The organism is Streptomyces sp. NPDC032940, from assembly GCF_040636935.1.
Lineage (GTDB): Bacteria > Actinomycetota > Actinomycetes > Streptomycetales > Streptomycetaceae > Streptomyces.
In genome coordinates, this window is sequence record NZ_JBEZVJ010000003.1 from 39,968 (window position 1) to 62,734 (window position 22,767).

General features: G+C 72.2%; 29 protein-coding genes. 20 read left to right on the top strand and 9 right to left on the bottom strand.

Translation table 11 applies throughout. The features are described 5' to 3' along the window. The first annotated feature begins 8 nt into the window (after positions 1-8). The 3 genes from AB0E77_RS05115 to AB0E77_RS05125 all read left to right on the top strand — a co-directional run bounded on the left by AB0E77_RS05115 (position 9) and on the right by AB0E77_RS05125 (position 1,065). Positions 9-296 (top strand): DUF1416 domain-containing protein, encoded by a 288-nt coding sequence (locus AB0E77_RS05115; RefSeq protein ID WP_100569102.1) that lies wholly within the window; start codon positions 9-11, stop codon positions 294-296. Between the two features lie 111 nt (positions 297-407). Further along, positions 408-668 carry a DUF3099 domain-containing protein gene (locus tag AB0E77_RS05120; protein ID WP_361565719.1) on the top strand — a complete coding sequence of 87 codons (261 nt, stop codon included), beginning with the start codon at positions 408-410 and terminating at the stop codon, positions 666-668. Positions 669-678: 10 nt separating this feature from the next. Continuing rightward, complete coding sequence (locus AB0E77_RS05125; RefSeq protein ID WP_361565722.1) at positions 679-1,065, top strand: VOC family protein; 387 nt, start codon at positions 679-681, stop codon at positions 1,063-1,065. On the opposite strand, the gene AB0E77_RS05130 is transcribed toward AB0E77_RS05125, so the two are convergent. From AB0E77_RS05130 to AB0E77_RS05140, 3 genes are read right to left on the bottom strand one after another with little or no spacing between them, the layout of a single operon-like run. Continuing rightward, positions 1,059-1,421 carry a DsrE family protein gene (locus AB0E77_RS05130; RefSeq protein ID WP_361565724.1) on the bottom strand — a complete coding sequence of 121 codons (363 nt, stop codon included), beginning with the start codon at positions 1,419-1,421 and terminating at the stop codon, positions 1,059-1,061. The two genes, AB0E77_RS05125 and AB0E77_RS05130, sit on opposite strands and share 7 nt — an antisense overlap. A gap of 28 nt (positions 1,422-1,449) precedes the next feature. Beyond that, the gene (locus AB0E77_RS05135; protein ID WP_361565727.1) at positions 1,450-1,701 is read right to left on the bottom strand and encodes a hypothetical protein; all 252 of its coding nucleotides are present in this window, start codon (positions 1,699-1,701) and stop codon (positions 1,450-1,452) included. Then, entirely contained in the window at positions 1,698-2,090 is a 393-nt protein-coding gene (locus AB0E77_RS05140; RefSeq protein WP_361565730.1) for a hypothetical protein, read from the bottom strand. Before AB0E77_RS05140 ends, AB0E77_RS05135 begins: the two co-directional genes overlap by 4 nt. 172 nt (positions 2,091-2,262) lie before the next feature. On the opposite strand from AB0E77_RS05140, the gene AB0E77_RS05145 reads away from it, so the two are divergent. The 8 genes from AB0E77_RS05145 to AB0E77_RS05180 all read left to right on the top strand — a co-directional run bounded on the left by AB0E77_RS05145 (position 2,263) and on the right by AB0E77_RS05180 (position 8,786). Continuing rightward, on the top strand, positions 2,263-3,102 hold the full coding sequence (locus AB0E77_RS05145) for a helix-turn-helix transcriptional regulator (RefSeq protein ID WP_361565733.1): 840 nt from the start codon (positions 2,263-2,265) through the stop codon (positions 3,100-3,102). Next, complete coding sequence (locus AB0E77_RS05150) at positions 3,084-3,296, top strand: DUF397 domain-containing protein (protein ID WP_361565736.1); 213 nt, start codon at positions 3,084-3,086, stop codon at positions 3,294-3,296. The genes AB0E77_RS05145 and AB0E77_RS05150 overlap by 19 nt, the downstream gene beginning before the upstream one ends. 166 nt (positions 3,297-3,462) lie before the next feature. Next, positions 3,463-4,038 (top strand): FABP family protein, encoded by a 576-nt coding sequence (locus AB0E77_RS05155; protein WP_361565739.1) that lies wholly within the window; start codon positions 3,463-3,465, stop codon positions 4,036-4,038. Positions 4,039-4,313: 275 nt separating this feature from the next. After that, positions 4,314-4,982 carry a hypothetical protein gene (locus tag AB0E77_RS05160; RefSeq protein ID WP_361565742.1) on the top strand — a complete coding sequence of 223 codons (669 nt, stop codon included), beginning with the start codon at positions 4,314-4,316 and terminating at the stop codon, positions 4,980-4,982. A 15-nt stretch (positions 4,983-4,997) separates the two neighbouring features. Then, positions 4,998-6,680 carry an N-6 DNA methylase gene (locus AB0E77_RS05165; RefSeq protein ID WP_361565745.1) on the top strand — a complete coding sequence of 561 codons (1,683 nt, stop codon included), beginning with the start codon at positions 4,998-5,000 and terminating at the stop codon, positions 6,678-6,680. Next, positions 6,677-7,345: a restriction endonuclease subunit S gene (locus tag AB0E77_RS05170; protein WP_361565748.1), complete on the top strand. Its 669-nt coding sequence runs from the start codon at positions 6,677-6,679 to the stop codon at positions 7,343-7,345. The genes AB0E77_RS05165 and AB0E77_RS05170 overlap by 4 nt, the downstream gene beginning before the upstream one ends. Before the next feature lie 28 nt (positions 7,346-7,373). Further along, complete coding sequence (locus AB0E77_RS05175; RefSeq protein ID WP_361565750.1) at positions 7,374-7,811, top strand: Fur family transcriptional regulator; 438 nt, start codon at positions 7,374-7,376, stop codon at positions 7,809-7,811. A 9-nt stretch (positions 7,812-7,820) separates the two neighbouring features. Next, complete coding sequence (locus AB0E77_RS05180) at positions 7,821-8,786, top strand: folate-binding protein (protein WP_361565753.1); 966 nt, start codon at positions 7,821-7,823, stop codon at positions 8,784-8,786. A 15-nt stretch (positions 8,787-8,801) separates the two neighbouring features. On the opposite strand, the gene dtd is transcribed toward AB0E77_RS05180, so the two are convergent. Continuing rightward, positions 8,802-9,227, bottom strand: coding sequence for a D-aminoacyl-tRNA deacylase (gene dtd / locus AB0E77_RS05185; protein ID WP_361565756.1), 426 nt, complete (start codon positions 9,225-9,227; stop codon positions 8,802-8,804). A 171-nt stretch (positions 9,228-9,398) separates the two neighbouring features. Here dtd and AB0E77_RS05190 point away from each other — a divergent pair, with 171 nt between their 5' ends. From AB0E77_RS05190 to AB0E77_RS05200, 3 genes are all read left to right on the top strand, one after another. Next, complete coding sequence (locus tag AB0E77_RS05190; RefSeq protein ID WP_361565758.1) at positions 9,399-10,034, top strand: aerial mycelium formation protein; 636 nt, start codon at positions 9,399-9,401, stop codon at positions 10,032-10,034. Positions 10,035-10,126: 92 nt separating this feature from the next. Then, positions 10,127-11,110 (top strand): asparaginase, encoded by a 984-nt coding sequence (locus AB0E77_RS05195; protein WP_361565761.1) that lies wholly within the window; start codon positions 10,127-10,129, stop codon positions 11,108-11,110. A gap of 85 nt (positions 11,111-11,195) precedes the next feature. Further along, a complete protein-coding gene (locus tag AB0E77_RS05200; RefSeq protein WP_361565764.1) occupies positions 11,196-12,452 on the top strand; it encodes a GNAT family N-acetyltransferase in 1,257 nt (418 codons plus the stop codon). A 149-nt stretch (positions 12,453-12,601) separates the two neighbouring features. Here AB0E77_RS05200 and AB0E77_RS05205 read toward each other — a convergent pair whose 3' ends face one another. Beyond that, the gene (locus tag AB0E77_RS05205) at positions 12,602-12,787 is read right to left on the bottom strand and encodes a hypothetical protein (protein ID WP_077799238.1); all 186 of its coding nucleotides are present in this window, start codon (positions 12,785-12,787) and stop codon (positions 12,602-12,604) included. 189 nt (positions 12,788-12,976) lie between these two features. Between AB0E77_RS05205 and AB0E77_RS05210 the strand changes: the two genes are divergently transcribed. Further along, positions 12,977-13,888: a GntR family transcriptional regulator gene (locus AB0E77_RS05210; RefSeq protein WP_361565767.1), complete on the top strand. Its 912-nt coding sequence runs from the start codon at positions 12,977-12,979 to the stop codon at positions 13,886-13,888. A gap of 48 nt (positions 13,889-13,936) precedes the next feature. Here the strand turns inward: AB0E77_RS05210 and AB0E77_RS05215 are convergent, their stop codons facing one another. Beyond that, positions 13,937-14,125: a hypothetical protein gene (locus tag AB0E77_RS05215; protein WP_361565770.1), complete on the bottom strand. Its 189-nt coding sequence runs from the start codon at positions 14,123-14,125 to the stop codon at positions 13,937-13,939. Positions 14,126-14,275: 150 nt separating this feature from the next. Between AB0E77_RS05215 and AB0E77_RS05220 the strand changes: the two genes are divergently transcribed. From AB0E77_RS05220 to AB0E77_RS05240, 5 genes are all read left to right on the top strand, one after another. After that, a complete protein-coding gene (locus AB0E77_RS05220; protein ID WP_361566657.1) occupies positions 14,276-15,151 on the top strand; it encodes a winged helix-turn-helix domain-containing protein in 876 nt (291 codons plus the stop codon). Further along, entirely contained in the window at positions 15,151-15,900 is a 750-nt protein-coding gene (locus AB0E77_RS05225) for an HAD family hydrolase (RefSeq protein ID WP_361565773.1), read from the top strand. The genes AB0E77_RS05220 and AB0E77_RS05225 overlap by 1 nt, the downstream gene beginning before the upstream one ends. Positions 15,901-15,968: 68 nt before the next feature. Continuing rightward, positions 15,969-17,093: a phosphotransferase gene (locus AB0E77_RS05230; protein ID WP_361565775.1), complete on the top strand. Its 1,125-nt coding sequence runs from the start codon at positions 15,969-15,971 to the stop codon at positions 17,091-17,093. An 85-nt stretch (positions 17,094-17,178) separates the two neighbouring features. Then, a complete protein-coding gene (locus AB0E77_RS05235) occupies positions 17,179-18,174 on the top strand; it encodes an ATP/GTP-binding protein (protein ID WP_361565778.1) in 996 nt (331 codons plus the stop codon). Positions 18,175-18,398: 224 nt separating this feature from the next. Further along, positions 18,399-19,691, top strand: coding sequence for a phosphatase PAP2 family protein (locus AB0E77_RS05240; protein ID WP_361566659.1), 1,293 nt, complete (start codon positions 18,399-18,401; stop codon positions 19,689-19,691). Between the two features lie 39 nt (positions 19,692-19,730). Here AB0E77_RS05240 and AB0E77_RS05245 read toward each other — a convergent pair whose 3' ends face one another. Genes AB0E77_RS05245 through AB0E77_RS05255 form a run of 3 tightly spaced genes read right to left on the bottom strand, consistent with a single transcriptional unit; the run spans position 19,731 to position 22,760 of the window. Then, on the bottom strand, positions 19,731-20,285 hold the full coding sequence (locus tag AB0E77_RS05245; protein WP_361565781.1) for an NAD(P)H-dependent oxidoreductase: 555 nt from the start codon (positions 20,283-20,285) through the stop codon (positions 19,731-19,733). A 5-nt stretch (positions 20,286-20,290) separates the two neighbouring features. Next, entirely contained in the window at positions 20,291-21,526 is a 1,236-nt protein-coding gene (locus AB0E77_RS05250; RefSeq protein ID WP_361565784.1) for a cytochrome P450, read from the bottom strand. Between the two features lie 40 nt (positions 21,527-21,566). Then, the gene (locus AB0E77_RS05255; protein WP_361565786.1) at positions 21,567-22,760 is read right to left on the bottom strand and encodes a cytochrome P450; all 1,194 of its coding nucleotides are present in this window, start codon (positions 22,758-22,760) and stop codon (positions 21,567-21,569) included. Positions 22,761-22,767: the final 7 nt, after the last annotated feature.

The window sequence follows — 22,767 nt, forward strand, 5'->3', positions numbered from 1 at the left end:
AGAACGACATGTGCGGAGCGAAGGCCGGCGGCCCCGACGCCTCGACGATCAAGCCCGGTGAGACCACCATCCAGGGTCAGGTGACCCGCGACGGCGAGCCGGTGACGGGCTACGTCCGGCTGCTGGACTCCACCGGCGAGTTCACGGCGGAGGTCCCCACCTCCGCGACGGGCCAGTTCCGCTTCTACGCGGCCGAGGGCACCTGGACCGTACGGGCGCTCGTCCCGGGCGCCAGCGCCGACCGCACGGTCGTCGCCCAGCAGGGCGGTCTTGCGGAGGTCGCGATCGCCGTCTGACGGCGCTCGCACCATCTGACGGCCGAGGGGCCGCACCCACCGGGTTGGACACCTGGGGTGCGGCCCCTTCGGTGTGTGTGGATCCGGTGGCCCCGGACCTACCCTGGACGCATGTACGCACGGAGGCGGCACGTCTACTTCGTGATGATGGGGACCTGCATCGCGCTGTTCGTCCTGGCCTGGGGAGTCGTCCGCATCTGGTCCGTCCCGGCGGCCGTGGGCATGTGCGTGGTGGCCATGGTCATCCCGCCGCTGGCCGCGGTGGTCGCCAACCGCAGAGGCCCCGACGACCGCTGGTGGGACGACCCCTCGGGCGACCCGAAGTCCGACGAGTGGTGGGACGAGCTGGACGGCAAGGGGCCGCGGCGGTAGGAAAACGGGTATGCCGCGCGCACGCCTGTCCACGGTCGTCCTCGACGCCCACGACGCCCACGAACTCGCCGGGTTCTACCGGCGGCTGCTGGGCTACGAGGTGCGCGCGGAGGAACCCCACTGGGTGCTCATCGGCCCGCCGCCCGGCACCGACGGCCCGGCCCTGGCCTTCGAGACGGAGCCCGCCTACGTGCCGCCGGTCTGGCCGACCAGGCATCCGGGCGACCAGCAGATGATGCTGCACCTCGACGTCCAGGTCGACGACCTGGCGGCCGAGACCGCGCGGGCCGTCTCGGAGGGCGCCCGGCTCGCCGAGGAGCAGCCGCAGGACGACGTACGGGTGCTGCTCGACCCCTCGGGCCACCCGTTCTGCCTGTGGACGGAGATTCCTCAGTAGACGAGCGCCTGCGTGTCGTCGGCGAGCGCCTCCTGCACGAAGACCTGGGCGCCGGCGATCCGGACGCCCTCGAGGACGTCCTTCTCGGTGATGTCGCGCCGGGCTGCGCACTGGGTGCACAGGGTCACCCGGCCGCCCGCCAGCAGGGAGTCGAGCAGATCGGGCAGCGGCGCGGCGTGCGGCAGCTCGAACTCCGCCGCGCGGCCCGGCAGGGCGAACCAGGAGGACTCGCCGGTCAGCCACAGCGACACCTCGACCCCACTGGCCACGGCCACCGCCGCCACCGTGAACGCCTGAGAACACCGCTCGGCCGCATCGGCCCCGGCCGTCACCTTGATCACGAGCTTCTTCGCCATGGCGGAAGCGTAGCCCTCGCGGGCGGCGTCACACCGCGAAGGTGATCGTCACCAGCAACGTCGCGACGCACAGGACGGTGAGCAGGCCGCTGACGGTGGCGCCGTCCAGCCGGGTGCGCCGCCGGTGCCGGGCCTTGTGCCGCGGCGCGGGCCCCGGCGGGCGGGCCGGGTGGAACGGCGGCACCGCGAAACCGGGGGAGAGGGGAGCCCGGTCCCGTCGCGGCGCGAGCCGCTGGGCCCGCCTGCACTCCTCGTAGGGCAGTCCGCCGTCGTACGTCATGCCTCGTGCTCCTTGCGCTGGTGCTCGCGCAGCAGGACGTTCGCGTCCGTCACCGCGCTGTGGTCGAACGCCGTGCGTGCGGCCTCGCGCCGGCCGGACAGCCAGGCGCACGCCTCGCAGCCGGGCACCGGCAGGGGCGGCCGCTCCAGCTCACCGGGGGCCGGGGGCGTGGCGAGGGTGCGGTCGTTCGCGGCCCGCAGGCTCGCCCCGAGGCGCTCGCGGTCGGTGGCCGGGCGCAGCGCGGCCGGCTCCGCCTCCCACTCCCGGCCGCCGCCGAGGGGGCGGAGCATCACGCGGGCCCCGCTGCGGCCCCGGTACTCACCGATCTTGGCGGCGGCGGTGTCGTAGAGCACGGTGCCGGGCTCGTAGGTGGCCGGTTCTGTTCTCACGGGTCCGCTCCCTTACGTCAATGTCTGTACGGAATGCGACAGTTGCCCTACTCTGCGTAGCGCTGGGCAGTACGAGCATGACCCACGCGGGGGGTCGCCAAGCCCGGAACGGTCGCTAGTGCCACAACGGGCGCTCCAAATTCCACAAATTCCACAGCCGGGAGGGGTGCGGGTGCCGCAGCGGAGGGCGATCACGGGTCGCAGTCAGGAACCGAGGGCACGGTTCGCGGAGGAGCTGCGGCTGCTCCGGAACGGGCGGGGCGTGTCCCTGCGGGGCATGGCGGAGGCGGTGGGCTGGGACGCGTCCCAGTTCGGAAAGATGGAGAACGGCCATACGCTGGGCGGCCCGGAGATCGTGGAGGCGCTGGACCAGTACTACGGCACGGGCGGGATGCTGCTCACGCTGTGGGAACTGGCGGTGGCGGATCCGACGCAGTTCAAGGAGCGGTATCGGCGGTACATGGTCTTGGAGGCCGAGGCGGTGAGTATGTGGCAGTACTCGCCCAGCATCGTGCCGGGCCTGCTCCAGACGCCGGAATACGCGGCGGAGCTGCTCAGCCAGGGCGGACTGACGGGCGTGGAGCTGGACAGGCAGGTGGCGGCGCGCATGGGCCGCCGTGAACCGCTGCTGGCCGAGGGCGGGCCGCAGTTCCGGGCCATCCTCTCGGAGACGGTGCTGCACAGTTCGCTGCGCAGCGCGGCTGAGTGGCATGCGCAATTGCGCCATCTCATCGCGATGGGCGAGCGCCCCAACATCAGCGTCCAGGTGGTCCCGTGGGCGGCAGGGCTGCACGCGTTGACGAACACCGACGCCATGTTTCTGCGCGGCGCGGGACGGCTTGTCGCCTGGGTCGAGACCGGCTACTCGGGCGAACTGGTCCAGGAAACAACGACGGTCGACCAGCTGCAGCTCCGATACGATCGGGTGCGCGATATGGCCCTGTCTCCGGGCGAGTCGCGGGAGTTCATCGAGCGGATGCTGGAGGAAGCGCCATGCGAGCCATCGATCTGAGCACGATCACCTGGCGCAAGAGCAGCTACAGCAACCAGGACGGCGGCAACTGCGTCGAGGTCGCCCCCGGCCTCCCCCTCGTCCCCGTCCGGGACAGCAAGGACCCCGCTCGCGGCGCGCTCCTGTTCGCCGCGCCCGCATGGGTCGCCTTCCTGGACGGAGTCCGGCGAGAAGAGCCGGGGCGGGCCGCGTAAGCTGAGGCTGGCCCTGTCGTATGCCCGCTCAAGGAGCACCCCGTGGAGATCTTCTTCGAAGCCCTGCTGGTCCTGGTCTGCGTCGGCGTTCTCGCCTTCGCCGGACTGACCGTGAAGAAGCTGTACCAGGGCCAGCGCTGACCCCTCACGCCAGGAAGTTCTGCTCATGATCGAGATCCCGTCCGACCTCCACAAGGACCTCGTCCCGCTCGCCTTCCTGCTCGGCAACTGGGCGGGCGCCGGCGTGCACGACTTTCCCGGTGCCGAGAAGTGCAACTTCGGGCAGGAGGTCTCCTTCACCCACGACGGCCGGGACTTCCTGGAGTACCAGTCCCACACCTGGGTGCTGGACCAGGACGGCAACAAGGTCCGTCCGCTGGAGTCCGAGCACGGCTTCTGGCGCATCGACGCCCAGCGCAAGGTCGAGGTCACGATGACCCGCGACGACGGCGTCATCGAGATCTGGTACGGCGAACTGGCCGACCAGAAGCCGCAGATCGACCTGGTGACCGACGCCGTGGCCCGCACGGCCGCCTCGCAGCCCTACACCGGCGGCAAGCGGCTGTACGGCTACGTCAAGAGCGACCTGATGTGGGTCGGCGAGAAGCAGACCCCCGAGGTCGAGCTGCGGCCCTACATGTCGGCGCACCTGAAGAAGGTCGTCACCCCGGAGGACGTCGAGCGCTGGGCCAAGGCCCTCCCCGATGACATGCCCGACGACGGGATCGCCTTCTTCAAGTAGGGGCTGGCCCGGGCACGATCTCAGAGGGCCCCGCGGCATGTCCGCGGGGCCCTGTTTCATACCCCGAGTGGGGTTAACAGATATGGACCGCAGTGCACTGCGGTTGCGAGCGCTGGCTGACGTGGCTACTGTGAGGGGAGTGGGGAAGGCAGAAACCCCCGGCGCCCTGACGGGCGGCGGGGGTTCCCAAGCCGTGCTCCGGGTGGCGTGCTGCGCAGAGGCGGGCCCAGAGCGTTCACGTACGACTTTATCACGGTCATTGTGGGGGGATTGGTATGTCCGAGAAGTTGCCAGAGTGGATGGTCCGCGCCTTCTCCAGGCTCCGCCTTGCTCGCTATCTGCGTGCTGCCCGGGGCAACGCCTCGGTGGCGGAGCGGCTGTACTGGTGGAACGTGGAGGCCTCAGCCGCGCTGTACGGCCCGCTGCACTGCCTGGAACTCGCTCTGCGCAACGCGCTGCACCGGCAGCTCTCTCAGGCTTACGGCCGCGGCGACTGGTGGGCCGTGGCCCCCCTGAACCCGAACGGGCAGCGGCTCGTGGCCAAGGCGCGCACCAAGTGCGAGCGCCGTCGCCTTGTCCCGGCACCGTCGGACGACATCGTGGCCGAGTTGTCGTTCGGGTTCTGGGCGTCGTTGGTGAGCGGGGGATCCGGCTATGACCGGCTGTTCTGGGTGCCCACGGTGCACAAGGCGTTCCCGCGTTTCTCGGGGCGCCGCGACACCCTGTACGACGGTCTGTGGTCGCTGGTGCTGCTGCGCAACCGGATCATGCACCATGAACCGATCCACCACCGGGACCTGGCCGCCGACCATGCCAAGATCTACCGCATGCTGGGATACATCGACCCTGAGCTGGCGAAGGAGGCCCGTTCCATGGACCGCTTCCCGAGCGTTCTCGCGGGCAGGCAGGACGCGCTGCGCGGATCCCGCACGCCCCGGTTCTGAGGTGCGGGAGGAACGGTGAGCGACTTCGAGGGCGTCTTCGTCACCCGGGCCGACATCGCGCGGTCCGCCGGCGTGAAGCGGCCCGCGGTGACGAACTGGGAACGCCGCCACACGGACTTTCCGGTTCCCGTGGAACGGCCCGCCGACCTGCCGGGGGAGGCCGAGGTCTTCTCGGCGGCGGACGTCCTGGCCTGGCTGGACCTCCGCACTGTTCCGGCGAATGCCAGGCAGCCCGGGGAGCCCGAGGGCACCACTTACGGAGACCGGTTCCGCGCCTCGCTCGGCGGCGCCCGGTCCCGGCTCCTGGTCAAGACGGTGGATCGGCTGGCGGATGTCGAGGCGGAACGATTCCGCGGTGAGCTGTCCCCCACCGACTACATCACCCTGCTGCTGTCCCTGCTCTACGTCCGGGCCTGTCTCCCCGACGCGTGGCAGGAGATCAGCACGGAGGCCCGGGAGAGCCTCCCGCACACCGGTGCACTCCTTGTGCGGCTGCTGGCGGAGGCGGTGGGGGACGGCCTGGGCGCCGCCCACCGGACTCGGCTCGATGCTCTGTCCCGCAATCTCCGGGACGCCCCGCTGACCGACACCGTGCGGCAGCTGGACGACACGGGTCCCGTGGACCTGAAGGAGCACGCCGAAGCCTACGAAAGGCTGCTGACCCGATACAGCGACCTGGTGGGGAAGAGGGCGGGCGACTTCTTCACCCCCCGGGCGGCCGTCGACGTCATCGCGGACCTCGTGGCTCAAGACGGAGATGGCGTCCGGCACGTGCACGACCCTTTCGTCCGCGCAGGCGAGCTGCTGTCGGCGTCATGGAACGCCGTAGCGGCAACTGAGGGGCGGGAACGGGTCCAGGCCAGCGGTGCGGGTGTGGGCGAGCATCCGCTGATGCTGGCGGGGATGAACCTCGCTCTGCACGGGGTGCCCGACGCCGCCCTGTGCACCGGAAGCGCCGCACTGTCGGACGCGACCGGTCCCGGCCCGGAACAGGACCGCGGGTACGACCGTGTCGTGACGAACCCCCCGTTCAACATGAAGTTCACGGGATCCGTCGACGACCGGCAATGGCGCTACGGTCCACCGCCCCGGCACAACGCCAACTTCGCCTGGCTTCAGTACGCGGTGACCACCCTGAAGCCCGGCGGGCGGGCAGCCGTCATCATGCCGGACATCGCGGCGTTCTCCGCCAACCCGAGAGAACGGCGGATTCGGGCCGCGATGGTGGAGGACGGAGCGGTGGAGGCGTTGATCGCGCTGCCCGCGCAGCTCTTCACCTCCACCGCTATCTCGGTCACGGTCTGGCTGCTGCGGTATCCGGAGGGCCGGTGCGACGAGGTACTCCTCATCGACGCCGGCCGGCTCGGCACGCCGGTCTCGCGTGTACGCCAGGAACTGACCCCTCCGAATGTGCAGCGCATCCTCACGGAGTACCGGCGCTGGCGGGCGGACCGGGCCGAGGGGCGCCCCTTCTCGGGGACCGAGGGCCTGAGCGAAGCCGTGTCCCTCGACCGGCTCAGGGAGCAGGACCACCTGCTCAGCCCCGCCCTGTACGTACCGGGCGCGCGAACGGACGCCCCCACGGCCGGGGATTCGTCGGTACTGGCCGCTCAGGCAGGACGCCTTGCCGAGGCGCAGACGCGGGCCAGGGACGCGGATGTCGCGGTCGAGCGCATGCTGGAGAGGTACGGACTGTGAGTGGTGAAACCGCTGAATCAGGCGCGGAACAGGGCCTTTCCCCGGACCACCCCCAGGGCTGGACTCCGGTGCGCCTCGGGGAGATCTGCGACATCCAGGGAGGCGGCCCTGCCGTACGCTCCACCGAGCATGTGGAGGGGGGCGTCCCGCTGGTCCGCCCGGCCGATCTCCGGCACCGAAGGGTCTCGGCCCGGTCCGCGATGATCTGTGTCGACCCCGAACGGGCGCGAGGACTGGGCAAATACCGGCTGCTCGCCGACGACATTCTCGTGACGCGCACCGGGACGGTGGGCCGGGTGGCTCTGGTGACCGGGCAGGAGGGCGGATGGCTGTACAACACCCATCTGTTCCGCGTACGTGCGATCGACCCGCTGCAAGCCCCCTACCTGCTCGCCCGCCTTGCGCACCACAGCTCCGGGGACTGGCTGGAACGCCGTGCGGCAGGTACCACCGGCATGCGCTCCATCACCCTGCGCACCCTGATGGACCTGCCGGTGCCACTGCCGACCGCCGACCGGCAGAGGGAGATCGGGGCAGCGCTCCAGGCCGTGGACGAGAAGATCAGGGCGCATGAGGAGGTCGTCCGCGCGACCGCGGACCTGCGCGGCACACTGGCCGATCTGCTCCTGTCCGATCGCATGCCCTCCGGCCCTCCGAGCCCATGACGGCGGTCCGCACTCCTACACTGGCCCTGTGGTGAGCACCGACTGGAAGAGCGACCTCAGGCAGCGCGGCTACCGGCTGACCCCGCAGCGGCAGCTGGTGCTCGAAGCCGTCGACACCCTGGAGCACGCGACCCCCGACGACATCCTCGGCGAGGTGAGGAAGACGGCGTCGGGGGTCAACATCTCCACCGTGTACCGCACGCTGGAGCTGCTGGAGGAGCTCGGGCTGGTCAGCCACGCCCACCTCGGGCACGGCGCGCCCACCTACCACCTCGCCGACCGGCACCACCACATCCACCTGGTCTGCCGGGACTGCACCAACGTCATCGAGGCCGACCTGTCGGTGGCCGCCGAGTTCACCGCCAAGCTGCGTGAACAGTTCGGCTTCGACACCGACATGAAGCACTTCGCGATCTTCGGCCGGTGCAAGGAATGCTCCCGGAAGGGCTCGAGCACCGAGTCGTAGGCTAGGCGTATGAAGAGCCCCCTGCTGTCCCTGCCCGGCGCCGTCCCCGCCGAGGGCGTGGACGAAGGCGTCGCCGCCCACTACGGCGACCTGTTCCGCGAGCAGCGTGCCCTCGCCGACGGCACCGGCTTCGTCGACCTCTCCCACCGCGGCGTCGTGACCGTCACCGGCGACGACCGGCTGGCCTGGCTCCACCTGCTGCTCACCCAGCACGTCAGCGAGCTGCCGGCCGGTGAGGCCACCGAGGCGCTGATCCTCTCCGCCAACGGGCACATCGAGCACGCCCTCTACCTCGTGGACGACGGCGAGACCGTCTGGGCCCATGTGGAGCCCGGCAGCCAGGAGGCGCTGATCGCCTACCTGGAGTCGATGAAGTTCTTCTACCGGGTCGAGGTCGCCGACCGCACCGCCGACACCGCGGTCGTCCACCTGCCGGCCGGTTCCATCACCGCGGCCCCCGAGGGCGCCGTCGTGCGCGAGACGCCGTACGGCCGTGATCTCTTCCTGCCGAGGGAGGAGCTGGAAGCCTTCGCCGCCGAGGCGGGCCCGCCCGCCGGGATCCTCGCCCACGAGGCGCTGCGCGTCGAGCAGCACCGGCCCCGTCTCGGCTTCGAGACCGACCACCGCACCATCCCGCACGAGCTGGGCTGGATCGGCACGGCCGTGCATCTGCAGAAGGGCTGCTACCGGGGCCAGGAGACCGTCGCCCGCGTGCAGAACCTGGGCAAGCCGCCGCGCCGGCTGGTCTTCCTGCACCTGGACGGCAGCGAGGTCCACCTGCCGCCCGCCGGTGCCGAGGTGCGCCTCGCCGACGACGGGCCCGACGGGCGCAGGATCGGCTTCGTCACCACGTCCGTACGCCACCACGAGCTCGGCCCGGTCGCCCTCGCCCTCGTCAAGCGGAACGTCCCCGTGGACGCCCGGCTGCTCGCCGAGGGCACCGCGGCGGCCCAGGAGACGGTCGTCGAGCCGTAGGGCTCCTAGACCTCGCTAGACCTCGATCAGCACCGTGAACGGGCCGTCGTTCGTCAGCGACACCCGCATCGCCGCGCCGAAGCGGCCCGTCGCCACGGTCGCGCCCAGCGCGCGCAGCTGCGCCACGACCTCCTCGACGAGGGGCTCGGCGACATCGCCGGGGGCGGCGGCGTTCCAGGTGGGGCGGCGGCCCTTGCGGGCGTCGCCGTACAGGGTGAACTGGCTGATCACCAGGAGCGGCGCGTCGATGTCGCTGCACGACTTCTCGTCGTGCAGCACCCGCACCGACCAGAGCTTGCGGGCCAGCTGGGCCGCCTTCTCCTTGGTGTCCTCGTGGGTCACGCCGACCAGGACGCACAGTCCCTCGCCGTCGATCGCGCCCACCGTCTCGCCGTCCACGACGACGCTCGCGCCGTCCACTCTCTGCACCACCGCACGCATGCCGCCATGATGCCGTGCCGCCCGGGAGGGCCCGAACGCGGGCCGTACGGGGCTTCTTTCCCCTCCATAACCCACCCATCTGGGGCCGATCGGGGGCACTCGGTCACATAGCGGCCACTTGGGGTGGCACGATGCTTCCCGGACGCCGGTCGAGGGGACGGGTTGAGGGACATGAGCACACCGAGTACGGGGCAGCAGCCCGGGACTGTCGAGTGGAGCCGTCCGGGGGGCCTGGAGCCGCCCCGGCCGCCCGTGCAGCGCACGGACAGCCCGGAGCTGCCCGTGGGCCCGCCGGAGCACGACCTGCCCGTGCTGAGCCTGCCCGAGCTGCGCACCCTGCGCCGGGACGCCCAGCTCGAGGAGGCCGATCTCAGTTACGTACGGCGGCTGCTTCAGGGGCGGATCGACATCCTGCGGGCGGAGCTGGCACGGCGCGGTCCGGGGCCCGCGGTGGATCCGGGCGTGACGGCCGCGGAGTCCGTGGCGTCGGTCGTGGAGCGGCTGTCGGAGATCCTCACCGACGCGCCGGCCCGGCAGCGGTCCTCCGCCCGCCATGTGACGCTGGGCACACCGCGCGGCGAGGAGGGGAGGCGGCTGGCCGCGGAGATGCTGGGCGAGGTGGAGCTGTCCGACCTGACGGCCCGCACCGATCCGGAGCTGAACGCCGCGATGGGCCGCCTCGTGCGCTATGAGCAGCAGGTCTCCCGGCGGCGGCAGTGGCTCCAGCGGACGGCGGACGACTGCAGCGCGGAGATCGCACGCCGGTACCGTGAAGGGGAAGCACAAGTCGACGACCTGCTCGTGTGACGCCGGGAGCGGCCTACGCCGGCCGCCCCGCGGGGCCTCGGTGAACCCGGGCCGTCACGGCGGCGGGTCACCCGTCCGGAAGGCCACCGCCGATGTCCGCGTCCCCGTCCGCGCCCACGTCCGCCCTCTCGCCCGCCGTGCCGCCCGTCCTCGCCGAGGTCGTCCGGTCCGGGTTCGTCGAGGGGCGGCACCGGGGCAGTCTGGTCGTCCTGGCCGCAGACGGGGCGGTGGAGCTGGCGCTCGGCGACGTGACCGCGCCGGTCTTCCCGCGCTCCTCCAACAAGCCGATGCAGGCGGCGGGCGTGCTGCGGGCCGGGCTGGACCTCGCGGGGGAGCGGCTCGCACTGGCCGCCGCCAGCCACTCCGGTGAGCCCTTCCACCGCGACCTGGTCCGCAAGATGCTCGACGAGTACGGCCTCGACCCGGCCCTGCTCCAGTGCCCGCCCGACCTGCCGCTGGACGCCGAGGAGCGCGACACCTACCTGGCGTCGGGCGCGGGGCCCGACCGGATCACCATGAACTGCTCGGGCAAGCACACCGCGATGCTGGCCGTCTGCGCCCAGCGGGGCTGGCCGCTGGAGAGCTACCTCGACGCGGACCACCCGCTCCAGCGGCTCATCCACAGGGTTGTGGAGGACGCGGCGGGCGAGCCGGTCGCCGCCGTCGGCACGGACGGGTGCGGGGCGCCGCTCATGGCGATCAGCCTGGTCGGGCTGGCCCGCGCCTTCCGCTCCTTCGTGGCCGCCGAGCCCGGCACGGCCGAGCGCCGGGTCGCCGACGCGATGCGCGCCCACCCCGAGTACGTGGCCGGCACCCGCCGCGCCGACACCTGGCTGATGCGCGAGGTGCCCGGCACGCTCTCCAAGATGGGCGCGGAGGCCGTCCAGGCGGTGGCCCTGCCGGACGGCCGCGCACTGGCCTTCAAGGTGGAGGACGGCGCGAGCAGGGCCCTGGGCCCGGTACTGGCCCGCGCCCTGACCCTGCTGGGCGTGGACGCCCCGGTGGTCGAGCGCATCGGCCGCTCCCCGCTGCTCGGCGGCGGCCACGAGGTGGGGGAGATCCGGGCGGCCTTCTGACACGTGCGGCGGGGTGGTCCCGGTGCGGACGGCCCGGGGGCAAATGCCCGCGACGGCGGTGGCGTCGGCGGCCTACCGTGAGCGCATGACCCGCCGCACCGACATCGACGTACGTCCCATAACCGAGGCCGAGTTCCCCGACTGGACCCGCGCCCTGAGCACCGGGTTCCTGCAGCCGCCCGCCGTCTCCGCGGAGCAGCTGGAGGCGCGCCGGAACGAGTTCGTCCCCGGCCGGCTTCTCGGCGCCTTCGACGGGGGCCGCTGTGTGGCGACCTTCCGGTCCTTCGACCAGGAGATCACCGCCGTCGGCGGGGCGCCCGTGCGGGCCGACGCCGTCTCCAACGTCACCGTCAGCCCCACCCACCGCCGCCGCGGCCTGCTCACCCGCATGATGGGGCAGGACCTGGCGGCGGCGAGGGAGCGCGGGGACGTCGTCGCGACGCTGATCGCGGCGGAGTACCGGATCTACGGCCGCTACGGCTTCGGCCCCGCCACCACCATGACCGAGTGGGCCGTCGACGTGCCCCGCGCCGGTCTGGACCCGCGCCGGGCGGTCCCGGAGGACGGCGGCCGGATCGACCTCGTGGACGGCGAGGACGTCCGCAAGCTGGGCCCCGAGCTCCACGAACGGCTGCGCCGGAGCCAGCCCGGCGCGGTGAGCCGCACCGACCTGTGGTGGCGGGTGCGCACCGGCGCGGTGAACATGCGGGGCACCCCGTGGACCGAACCCTTCTACGCCGTGTACCGCTCGGCGGACGGCGAGGTCGAGGGCATGGTCTGCTACCGGGCGGACGACCGCTGGGGCGACGCCAAGCAGCCCCTGAACACGGCCACCGTCGACTGGCTGCTCGCCGTGACCCCGGCCGCCGAGCGCGCGCTGTGGCGGTATCTGTGCTCGATCGACTGGATCACCACGGTGAAGAGCGGCTGGCGGGCCCCCGACGACCTGCTCCCGCACCTGCTGCCCGACCCGCGCGCCGCCAGGATCGTGACGCAGGCCGACTGGCTCTGGGTGCGGATCCTGGACGTCGTACGGGCGCTGGAGGCGCGCACCTACGGCGCCGAGGGCACGCTGGTGCTGGAGGTCGTGGACCGGGACGGTGTGGCCGGCGGACGGTGGCGGCTGGAGGCCTCGCCGGACGGGGCGTCCTGCGCGCCGACCACCGAGAGCGCCGGTCTGGTCCTGGACGCCGGCGAGCTGGCGGCGCTGTGGCTGGGTGACGAGTCGGCGGTGCGGCTGGCGGCCCTCGGCCGGGTCCGGGAAGAGCGAGCGGGCGCCGCCCGGCTGGCCGACGCCCTGCTGCGTACGCCCAGGCGGCCTTGGTGCCCGGACCTGTTCTGAGGTCGCTCCCTTCTGCCGGCGGCGGATGGACGCGCTGTCCGTAGTCAGCGCCTGCTCTTCAGTTGTGGTTGTGGTCGTGCGGTGGTGCCGACCGCGGTCCGGGCTCCGGGCTCCCCTCCGGAAAGGAGCCCGGACCGCGGTACGCCGGCTCAGCCGGACTGGGCGAGCAGCATCACGAGGATCACCGCGCCCACCCCGCCGATCGCGGTGTTCTTCGCCTTGATGCCGATGGACAGGGCGACGAACGCGATGATTCCCATCGGTCCGTACCTCCACTGCACCAGCTGCTCGAACCCGATGGCCAGAGCGGCGACGACGATGGCGATGAGCGGCATGGCGGTCCCCCTTCGGGCCGTCCCGGGCGGGACGCGTCCCTTTCTGCTGTCACGTGGTGGCCAACCCCCGGAAGGAGCCGACCACGTTGCCCAAGTTGGCAGCCAACTTCTCTTTACTTATCTCCGCTTGGGGGCGACTCATAACCACCTTTCCGTGAACTGCCCAAAGATGGCGGGAAGTTGTAGGGTTTGGTCGTGGAGAGGGAACGCGTCGCCGTCAACGGGCGGAAGAAGCCTCAGGAGCCCGCGAGAACCCATCGCGAGGTGGCCGACGAACTGCGCGCCCGGATCAGGTCCGGGAGGCTGCCGTCGGGCCAGCGCATGCCCACCCAGGCCCAGTTGGCCGACGAGTTCGGCGTGGAGCGCGGCACCGTCCGCCAGGCCCTGCGCATCCTGCAGTCGGAGCGCCTGCTCACCAACGTCTCCAAGGGCAGCCCGGCGACCGTCGCGCCCGACTCCGGCACCGCGCTGACCGGGCCCGACGCGCTGCCCAGGCCGACCACGGTGGCGCTCGCCCCGCGGATCGCGGAGGCCTTCGCCGCCCCGCACGTCAGGATCGACGCGCTGTGCCTGACCGCGGTCTCCCTCACCCTCGCCCTCGGCGAACCGCTGAGCCGGATCCACGCGGGGCGGCGGAAACCGGCCAAGGTCGACGTCCGGGTCCTGCTGCCGGGCCGGGACATCGACCTCGCCTTCCCGGTGCCGGTGGCGGGCCGAGGCAACGGGGGCCCGGTGCACGAGCGGTGGCTGGCGATGCGCAACGCCCAGGGGCAGGTGCTCCGGCATAACCTGCTGGCGCTGCGCGCGACGCACGGCATCGACGTGAGCGTCTCCTTCCGCGCACTGCCCTTCACCCCGCCGGTGAAGCTGTACCTGCTCAACGGCACGGAGGCGCTGTTCGCCTACTACACGCTCACGCGGCGCGAACAGCGGGTCGGCGAGGAGGAGGTGGAGATGTACGACGCCGAGGGCACCCGCTCGACGCTGTTCGCCTTCGAGCACGGGGCGGGCCCGCGGGACACGTCCTTCGTGCGGCAGTCGCACCTGTGGTTCGACGCGCTGTGGGAGACGATCAGCACGGAGCTGGTGCTCACGGACTGACCGCCTCCGGTGTCGGGTCTCCCCCGCACGGATCCGGGGGCCGGCTCCTCACAGGGCGGGCCCCGCGACCAGCAGGGCCAGCACCACCGCGCCGGCCGAGCTGACGGACGGGCTCTTGGCCTTGATGCCGATGGTGAGCAGGAGCAGGCCGACGACTCCGGTGGCGCCGTACTGCCACTGGACGATCTGCTCGAAGGCGACGACGAAGACCGCGGAGACGAGGGCGAGGACGGGCATGGTCATTCTCCCTTCGGAAGCTTCGGGAGGGTAAAACTTCCGCCAACTCGGAGAAGTTGGCAACCAACTCTGCCTATGTTGTCCCCACTTGGCTACTAGTTATAAACAAGTTTCAAACAACTCCCGTTAGGTAGGTCGGAGTTGTAGCGTCTGGTCGTGACTCAGGAGAACGTGTCCGTGAACGGCAGCAGAAGGCTCTCGTCCCAGGAGATCGCCGACATCCTGCGGGAACGGATCCGCGGGGGTGAGCTCAAGGCGGGCGACCGCCTGCCCACCCAGGCCGAGCTGGCCGACGAGTTCGGCGTGGAGCGCGGCACCGTCCGCCAGGCCCTGCGGGCCCTCCAGGAGGACGGCCTGCTCACCAACGTCAGCAAGGGCAGCCCGCCCCGCATCGCCGAGCCCCCGCCCGTCCGGGGCGAGCCGCAGCCGACGATGGTGGCGCTCGGGCCCCGGCTGGCGGAGGCGTTCTCGGTGCCGCATGTGCGGGTGGACGTCGTCTGCCACACCTCGGAGACGCTGATGCTGGCGCTCAGTGAGCCGCTCCGGCTGATCCACGAGGGCCGGATCCGCCCGGAGTCCATCGACTTCCGCGTGCTGATGCCGTCCCGGGACATCGCACTGGCCTTCCCCGTCCTGGTCGAGGACGAGGAGGACGACCCGGTCCACCAGCGCTGGCTGCAGATGCGCAACGCCCAGGCCCGCGTCCTCCAGCACAATCTGCACGCCGTGCGCTCCACCCACGGCGTCGACGTGCGCATCGCCTTCCGCGCGCTGCCCTTCACCCCGCCGATGAAGCTGTACCTGCTCAACGGCGAGGAGGCGCTGCTCGGCTACTACATGCTCACCCGGCGCGAGGAGGAGTACGAGAGCCGGACGCTGGAGATGTACGACGCCCTCGGCTCCCAGTCGCTGCTGTTCTCGTTCCTGAACCGCACCGGGCAGCGGGACGAGGTGTTCGTGAAGGAATCACAGAAGTGGTTCGACGCCCTCTGGGAAACCATCACCACGGACATGACACTCTCCTAGTGACTTCTGATACGACGCAGACCGAGCCGGTGGCGGCGGACACGGAGGACCTCGGACGGCTGGTGCGCGGCGCCCGCTTCGTGCTCTGGGACTTCGACGGGCCGATCTGCCGGCTGTTCGCCGGGCACGCGGCGGAACGGGTGGCGGCCGACCTCGTCGAATGGCTGGAGGGCCGCGGGCTGCGCGGCCTGCTGACCGAGGCGGAACGGGAGTCGCCGGACCCGCACGCGGTGCTGCGCGCGGTCGACCGCCGGCATCCCGACAGCGACCTGGTGGCGGAGCTGGAGGAACGTCTCACCCAGGAGGAGCTGCGGGCAACCGCCTCCGCCATGCCGACCGCGTACGCCGATCCGCTGATCCGGACCTGGACGGCCGTGGGCGTCCGGCTCGCCGTCGCCACCAACAACGCGCCGCGGGTGGTGCGCACCTATCTGACCGGCCGGAGCCTGCTGCCCTGCTTCAGCCCCCACATCTACGGCCGCACCCAGGAGCTGAGACTCCTCAAACCCGACCCGCACACCCTCGTCCGGGCGCTCAGCGCGATGGGGGCCGCTCCGTCCGCCGCCCTGTTCATCGGTGACTCCCCGTCGGACTGCGAGGCCGCGCGCCTCGCCCAGGTCCCCTTCCTCGGCTACGCGCGCAACGAGCGCAAGGAGAAGTCCCTCCGGGACGCCGGCGCGGACACCGTCGTCGGCTCCTTCGAGCCGCTGCTGGCGCTGCTCCGTACCGGCGGGGCGTCCGGCGGCTGATCCGGCGTTCGGCGGACACCCCTCGGACGCGTCCGCGGCCGGCGGGCCCGAGACGCTACTCTCCGGCCATGCACCGTCTGCCCCACCGAGCGCACAAGGCGCTTGTGCGCCATTTCGTGGAGTCCCGCAGGCTCCGTGGCAGGGGCGAGGTGCTGCGCGGGCACCACAACACCAATTACGTGCTGCGCGCCGGGCCGGTGCTGGCGCTGCTGCTCGGCGCGGTGCCGTTCACCCGGTTCAAGTACCGCGTGCCGCTCACGACGGTCGAGGTGGTGCCGCGGATCTGGCCGCGGGAGTCGGAGGTGCTGCGCGTCGTGTGCCGGCATCTGCGGGACGTGCCGCCCTGCCTCGCCGACCTCGGCGACCGCTCCGTGCACCGGTACCGGATGGGCCGGGCGCTCAGCGAGCTCGGGCCCGAGGGGGCTGCCGGGGGCGCGGACGAACGGCTGATGCGGGAGTTCGCCGCGTTCTTCGTGCGCACCGCGCGGGTCCCCGTCGCGGAGCTGCCGCCCCGCCCCCGCGACTGGCCCGAGGACGGTGACTCCCAGGGCTTCCTGGACTGGCTGGTCCGCTTCACCGAGGAGCGGGTGCACCGGCCGGGCCGGGACCGCTTCGGCGCGCTCTTCGACGCGGTCGGCGTCCCCCGGGACGCGATGGCCCGGTTCGCGGCGCACCACCGCTGCCGCACGGCCAGGCCGTTCCGGCTGCTGCACACGGACGTCCACCGCGCCAACGCGGTGCTCCGGGGCAGGCGGCTCACGGTGATCGACTGGGAGCTGGCGATATTCGGTGACCCCCTGCACGACCTGGCGACGCACCTCGTCCGCATGGGGTACGAGAAGCACGACCAGGTCCGTATGACGGAGCTGTGGGCCGAGGCGATGCGGCGGGCCGGTCTCGCCGAGCTGACCGCCGGCCTGGACGACGACCTCCCCGTGTACCTGGCGTTCGAGCACGCCCAGTCCGTCTTCCCCGACGTCATGCGCGCGGCCCTGGACCTGCCGGCCGACGCGACCTGGGCCCACTTCGGCCTGGCCGCCGACCGCGTCCACCGGGCGACCCGCCGGGCCCGCGAACCACTGCGCCTGGTCGACGTACCCGGCCGGGACCAGATCCTGGACGCCCTGCGCACCTGGCACCGGGAGCACGGCGGGCACGGCCGCCGGGACGGCGCGCCCGCGCACATGGCCTAGGTGCGCGCCGCCCTCTTCCTGCCGTGGCCGGCACCGGGCACCATGGGTGGGCTCGTGTGAACTCGTGTGCCGTCGGGGGGACTTGGTGCCGGAACGTGGGCCGTCGCTGGGCGGCAGGATGGCGGCGCGGTGGAGTCGCGCCGAGCCGGCGGTGACCCGGGTGCTGCTGCTGGCCGTCTTCTGCGTCGGGCTCGTGGCCCAGTTCGTGAAGCCGGTGGGCGACGCCCTGCAGGGCAAGACCTACATCGGCGGAGCGCTGCTCAGCATCGTGGGCTACGTGCTCTACGCGGAGGTGCTGCGGCTGAACACGGCGCACGACGCGCAGCGGGAGCAGACCCGGCACCTGGACGAGGCCGTCCGGAGGCTGGGCGAGGAGGTCCGGGACCTGACCGCGCGGCTGCGGCCGCAGGCGGGCGAGCACGCCACGACGGACCAGCTGGTGCGGGAGTGCGCCGAGGTGCTGCGGCGCGGCGGGGACGTCGAGCTGTGGGGGATGTGCTTCACCGGGGAGACCTTCGCCGACCCCCTGCGCAGAGTGCTGGAGGAGCTTCCCGCGGACCCCTCGCGGTCGGTGGACGTCCGCATCCTGGTGCCGGACTTCACCCGGCCGATGGAGGTTCCCGGCCTGGTGCGGGACGAGGACGGCAAGCTGGCGGACGCGCCCGGATTCCGCCGGTACCTGGTCGGGAAGATCGCGGGCTACGAACGCGACCTCCAGGCGATGCGCGGCCGGATGCTCCGCCGGGGACAGGGCACGCTGACGGTCGGGTTCCGGGTGGTGCACATGTCGCCGTTCCTGAAGCTCTACGTCATCGGCGGCGACGTGGTCTTCGAAGGGATCTACGACAAGATCGACCTGAGACCGGACGAGTACCGCTCCCTGGTCCCCGCCCCGCTGCGGTCGCGGGACGACGACCAGCTGCTCGACCTCATCGGACACGGGTCGCTGCTGACCCGTTGGTCCCGGGACGACGGTGAGCGGGCGCGCGAGGTCGTCGCGCGCAGGCGCGCGTTCTTCCGCGTCCTCTGGGAGGCGGCGAGCCCCCCGGAGCCTCCTCCCGCGCCCGGCGGGGGGCGGTGACCAGGGGCGCGGTCCGCGCTGCGGGGCGGCGTGAAAGGGACCGGCGGGAGCCGTGGCGGATTCGCTAGCATGTCCGAACTTGCGATGATCGCACCTCGCTCGTTCGCGTTTCCTTCACCGCCCGTTCCTCACACATCGGCCGAACATTGATACCTGCAGCATCACGCCTGTTGTCGCGCATACGCGTCGGAAGCACGATCGCCACGTGGCGCCGGCCACAGGTGATGCTGTGGACCGCGGCGGGCGTGGTGGTCCTCGGGTTCCTCGTCGCGCTGGAGATCGCCGCACGCCACTACGGGGAGCCGGGACCGATCACCAGCCAGGCGCGCGAGGTGATCTTCGCCCCCGCCTCCGGGCCCCTGCTGTACGCCAGCCTCGCGCTGACGACGGTGGTGCTCACCTGGCGGCAGCGGTTCGTCGCGGCCGGTGCCGCGGTGGCCATCGACGTCGTCTTCGCCCTGGTGCGGTGGGCGGCCGGCGCCGAGATGAACTTCGGCAACGGCGCGCTGTGGGTGATCCTGGGCACCGCCGTCATCGCCCTCGTCCGCCGTACCGGGGCGGAGCGGGTCCTGCTGCTGAAGGGCGCCGGGCTGGGGCTGCTGCTCGTGGCCGGCCGCAAGACCGGTGACGCCTGGCTGCTCATCACGTCGAAGACCCGCCCGATGGTCCTCGACCAGTACCTGGCGAGCGCCGACCACGCGCTGGGCAACCCGTCGTGGGCGGTCGGCCGGATCGTCGGCGCCACCGGTGCGGTCGGCCACCACGTCCTGGACTTCGTCTACACCATGCTTCCCGTGGCCGCGGTCGTCATCGCCGTGTGGCAGCTGCGCCGGGTGGCGGCCGAGCGCCGCTTCCCGCGCCACCACCTGGTGCGCACCTTCCTGGCCATCGGGCTGCTCGGGCCGGCCGTCTACATGGTCTTCCCGGTGGTCGGGCCGGTCTTCGCCTACGGCGACGGCGCCTGGGGCACCGGCGGCGGGATCTGGGCGCTGGCCGACCTGTGGCCGCACACCCTGCCGCCGGCCGGCGGCCCCGAGCACATGCCGTACGACGAGTTCACCCCGCGCAACTGCATGCCCAGCCTGCACACGGCATGGGCCGTGTCGATCTTCATCCACTCCCGCACCGGCCCCCGCGTCCTGCGCTGGGCGGGCACCTTCTGGCTGGCCGCGACGCTCTCCGCGACCCTGGGCTTCGGCTACCACTACGGCGTGGACCTGGTCGCCGGCGTGGTGTTCGCGTACACGGTCGAGGCGGCGCTGCGCACCTTCGACCGGGGGATGGACCCGCGGGGCGTCCGGCTGGTCGCCTACGGCACGGTGGTGTTCGCCGCGCTGCTCACTTCGTACCGCTTCCTGCCCGTGCAGATGGCCGCGCACCCGTGGGTGGCCGGGCCGCTGCTGCTGCTCGCGATGGCCTCCGTGGTCTACGGCTACACCCGCACCGTCAGGCAGTGGGACCCCCGGGCGGTGGCGGTGCCGGCACCGCAGGCGCGGCCCCAGCCCGAACCGGCCTGAGGGCGGCCCCCGCCGCGGCCGGCGGGGGCACCCCGGGCGTCAGGCGAAGGAGTTGCCGTCCGCGCGCGCCTTGGCCGCCGCGTCGGCGAGGTCGTCCAGCAGACCGCGCAGACCGGCCACCGTCTCCTCGTCCGTGATCCGGCCGTCCGTGATCTTCCGCGCGGCCTGCGGGATGCGCAGGTCCTGCGGGATCACCTGGGCCCCCATCACGGTCAGGGTCTGCGACAGCCAGGCCCGGGCGTTGTCCCCGCCGGTGACCGCGGTGGACGCGCTCACCAGGGCCACCGGCTTGGCCGCGATCTCGCCGCCGCCGACCATCCACTCCAGCGCGTTCTTCAGCACGCCGGAGGTGCCGTGGGCGTACTCGGGGCTGACGACGAGCATCCCGTCGGCCGCGCCGACCGCGGCGCGCAGATCGGCCACGACGGCGGGCGGACCGCTCTCCTCGACATCGGCGTCGAAGAACGGCAGGCGGCCGAGGTCCGGCCAGACGACGAGTTCCCGTGGGGCCGTGGTCAGTTCGACCGCGGTGCGCAGGACGGTCGCGTTGAACGACCCCGAACGCAGGCTTCCGCACACACCGAGAATCCTCATGCCGGTCACCCTACGTTCCGGAAGGTCACCGGCAGGCAGGAAAGCGCTCGCGAGACGGTGGAGGGACGGTAGGACGGCGCGCCGTCCAGGGCCAGTTCGGGCAGTCGCGCGAACACCAGGGGGACCGCGATACGCGCCTCCAGGCGGGCCAGCGGGGCGCCCAGGCAGTGGTGGATGCCGTGGCCGAAGGCGAGGTGCGAGCGTTCGCCGCGGGTGACGTCGAACCCCTCGCCGTCCAGGAAGCGGGCCGGGTCGCGGTCGGCGGCGGCCACGCTCAGCGCCACCGCCTCGCCCGCCGGGATGGTGACGTCCCCGACCGTGACCGGCTTGCGGGTGAAGCGCCAGATCGCGTTCTGGATCGGACCGTCCCAGCGCAGCACCTCCTCCACGGCGTCCGGCCACCGTTCGGGTTCGCGTCGCAGCAGGGCCAGTTGCTCCGGGTGGCGCAGCAGGGCCAGGACGGTGCTGCCGAGCAGGTTGACGGTGGTCTCGTGGCCGGCGGAGAGCAGCAGCGCCAGCATGGAGACGAGTTCGTCCTCGCTGAGCCGGTCGCCCTCGTCACGGGCGGCCACGAGCGCCGAGGTCAGGTCGTCGCCGCCCTCGACGCGCTTGCGGGCCACCAGGGCGCGCAGGGTGTCGTGGACCTCCTGGAAGGCGGCCATGGCGGCGTCCCGGCTGTCCTCGTCGTTGCTCATCACGGCCTCCACCGCGTGCCGCAGCCGCTCGCCGTCCTCGGCGGGCACGTCCAGGAGCTGCCGGACGACCTCCATCGGCAGCAGCGCGGCGAACTCGGCGGTGAGGTCGGCGCGGCCGGCGTGCTCGCCCCGCCGTTCCAGCAGGCCGTCGAGGAGCCGGTTCGCGGTCGCCTCGATGCCGGGGGCGAGGGCCTCGATGCGGCGCGGCGTGAAGCCCTTGGAGACCAGGGCGCGCAGCCGGGTGTGCCGGGGCGGGTCCGAGACCAGCATGTGGTCGCCCATGCCGATCACCACGTCGCCGGTGACCGGGACGCGCTGCTCCCGGAAGGCGGTCCAGGTGCCGGCCATGTCCTTGGAGTAGGAGTCGTTGTCGAGGAAGGCCCGGCGGCAGTCCTCGTACCGGGTGAGCATCCAGGCCTCGACGCCGCCGGGCAGGGTGACGCGGTGCGCCCGGCCCTCCTCGCGCAGGGCGGCGTAGGCGGGGTAGGGGTCGGCGACGAACTCGGGGGTGAACAGGGCGCCGGCGGCGCGGGGACAAGCGGTCACGGGTGGTCCATTCGGGAGGTGGGGGTCGGGTCGGGCGGGGTCACCAGGTGACGGGGAGTTCACGGACGCCGTAGAGCACCATGTCGTGGCGGAAGGGCAGTTCCTCGAGGGGCCGGGCCGGGCTCAGCCCGGGCAGCCGGCGGAACAGGCCGCCGAAGACCTCGGTGAGCTCGACGCGGGCGAGGGTGGCCCCGACGCACTTGTGGAAGCCGTGGCCGAAGGCGACGTGCCTGCCGTTGTTCACGCGGCGGATGTCGAAGGTGTCGGCGTCCTCGAACACCGTCTCGTCGCGGTTGGCGGCGTTCAGCATCACGAGGACGCCGTCCCCGGCGCGGATCCGCTGCCCGCCGATCACCACGTCCTCGGTGACCCCGCGCGGCAGCCCCGCGTGGTTGATGGACAGGTACCGCAGCATCTCCTCGACGGCGCCCGGCAGCAGCGTCCCGTCGCTCTTCAACGCGGCGAGCTGGCCGGGGTGTTCGAAAAGGGTGACCGTGCCCATGCCGATCATCTGCGCCATGGTGTCGTAACCGCCCAGAAGCAGCAGGGCGGCCATGCCGACGAGTTCCTCGTGGGTGAGGCCGCCGTCGGCGGAGCGGGCGACCATGCGGCCGAAGAGGTCCTCGGAGGGCTGCTTCTCCTTGGCGGTGACCAGCCGGTCGAAGTAGCCCATGAGTTCCCCGGCGGCCTGTACTGCCTGCTCGGGGGTGCTGGAGCGGTCCAGGACCGTGTCGGTGAGCGACACGAACAGCACATGGTCCTCGAAGGGGACGCCGAGGATCTCGCAGATGGTCATGGCGGCCATGGGCAGCGCGAACTCGCGGACCAGGTCGCCCGAGGTGCGGCCGTCGGCGCTCATCCGGTCGACCAGCTCGTCGAGGATGCGGCGCATCGTGGGCCGCAGCGCCTCCATCTGGTTGATCAGGAACTCCCGGGTCACGGTGCGGCGCAGCCGTCCGTGGTCCGGCGGGTCGGCCTGCATGAAGAAGCCGGCCGGCGGGGGCACGTCGCCGGTGACGTAGGTGGGGAACCCGGGAGTGCGGGGGTCGGAGCTGAAGGCGCGGTGGGTGAGCACGGCCCGCACGTCCTCGTGGCGGGTGACGACCCAGGCGGTGTCCCCGCGGGGCGTGCGCACCTGGAAGACCGGGTGTTCGGCGCTGAGCGCGCGGTACTGGGGCGGCGGGTCGAGGGGGTGCTCGCGCGGCATCGGGAAGTCGGGCAGGACGGCGGTCATCGCGGCG

What these genes read in the sequence shown, in the direction of transcription:
- AB0E77_RS05215 (WP_361565770.1), bottom strand. Translation starts at nt 14,125, where the DNA reads ATGCCCGTCCTCGCCCTCGTCTCCGCGGTCTTCGTCGTCGCCTTCGAG.
- AB0E77_RS05255 (WP_361565786.1), bottom strand. Translation starts at nt 22,760, where the DNA reads ATGACCGCCGTCCTGCCCGACTTCCCGATGCCGCGCGAGCACCCCCTC.
- AB0E77_RS05150 (WP_361565736.1), top strand. Translation starts at nt 3,084, where the DNA reads ATGCGAGCCATCGATCTGAGCACGATCACCTGGCGCAAGAGCAGCTAC.
- AB0E77_RS05155 (WP_361565739.1), top strand. Translation starts at nt 3,463, where the DNA reads ATGATCGAGATCCCGTCCGACCTCCACAAGGACCTCGTCCCGCTCGCC.
- AB0E77_RS05230 (WP_361565775.1), top strand. Translation starts at nt 15,969, where the DNA reads ATGCACCGTCTGCCCCACCGAGCGCACAAGGCGCTTGTGCGCCATTTC.
- AB0E77_RS05115 (WP_100569102.1), top strand. Translation starts at nt 9, where the DNA reads ATGTGCGGAGCGAAGGCCGGCGGCCCCGACGCCTCGACGATCAAGCCC.
- AB0E77_RS05245 (WP_361565781.1), bottom strand. Translation starts at nt 20,285, where the DNA reads ATGAGGATTCTCGGTGTGTGCGGAAGCCTGCGTTCGGGGTCGTTCAAC.
- AB0E77_RS05200 (WP_361565764.1), top strand. Translation starts at nt 11,196, where the DNA reads ATGACCCGCCGCACCGACATCGACGTACGTCCCATAACCGAGGCCGAG.
- AB0E77_RS05130 (WP_361565724.1), bottom strand. Translation starts at nt 1,421, where the DNA reads ATGGCGAAGAAGCTCGTGATCAAGGTGACGGCCGGGGCCGATGCGGCC.
- AB0E77_RS05120 (WP_361565719.1), top strand. Translation starts at nt 408, where the DNA reads ATGTACGCACGGAGGCGGCACGTCTACTTCGTGATGATGGGGACCTGC.
- AB0E77_RS05190 (WP_361565758.1), top strand. Translation starts at nt 9,399, where the DNA reads ATGAGCACACCGAGTACGGGGCAGCAGCCCGGGACTGTCGAGTGGAGC.
- AB0E77_RS05240 (WP_361566659.1), top strand. Translation starts at nt 18,399, where the DNA reads ATGCTGTGGACCGCGGCGGGCGTGGTGGTCCTCGGGTTCCTCGTCGCG.
- AB0E77_RS05205 (WP_077799238.1), bottom strand. Translation starts at nt 12,787, where the DNA reads ATGCCGCTCATCGCCATCGTCGTCGCCGCTCTGGCCATCGGGTTCGAG.
- AB0E77_RS05160 (WP_361565742.1), top strand. Translation starts at nt 4,314, where the DNA reads ATGTCCGAGAAGTTGCCAGAGTGGATGGTCCGCGCCTTCTCCAGGCTC.
- AB0E77_RS05195 (WP_361565761.1), top strand. Translation starts at nt 10,127, where the DNA reads ATGTCCGCGTCCCCGTCCGCGCCCACGTCCGCCCTCTCGCCCGCCGTG.
- AB0E77_RS05135 (WP_361565727.1), bottom strand. Translation starts at nt 1,701, where the DNA reads ATGACGTACGACGGCGGACTGCCCTACGAGGAGTGCAGGCGGGCCCAG.
- AB0E77_RS05125 (WP_361565722.1), top strand. Translation starts at nt 679, where the DNA reads ATGCCGCGCGCACGCCTGTCCACGGTCGTCCTCGACGCCCACGACGCC.
- AB0E77_RS05180 (WP_361565753.1), top strand. Translation starts at nt 7,821, where the DNA reads ATGAAGAGCCCCCTGCTGTCCCTGCCCGGCGCCGTCCCCGCCGAGGGC.
- dtd (WP_361565756.1), bottom strand. Translation starts at nt 9,227, where the DNA reads ATGCGTGCGGTGGTGCAGAGAGTGGACGGCGCGAGCGTCGTCGTGGAC.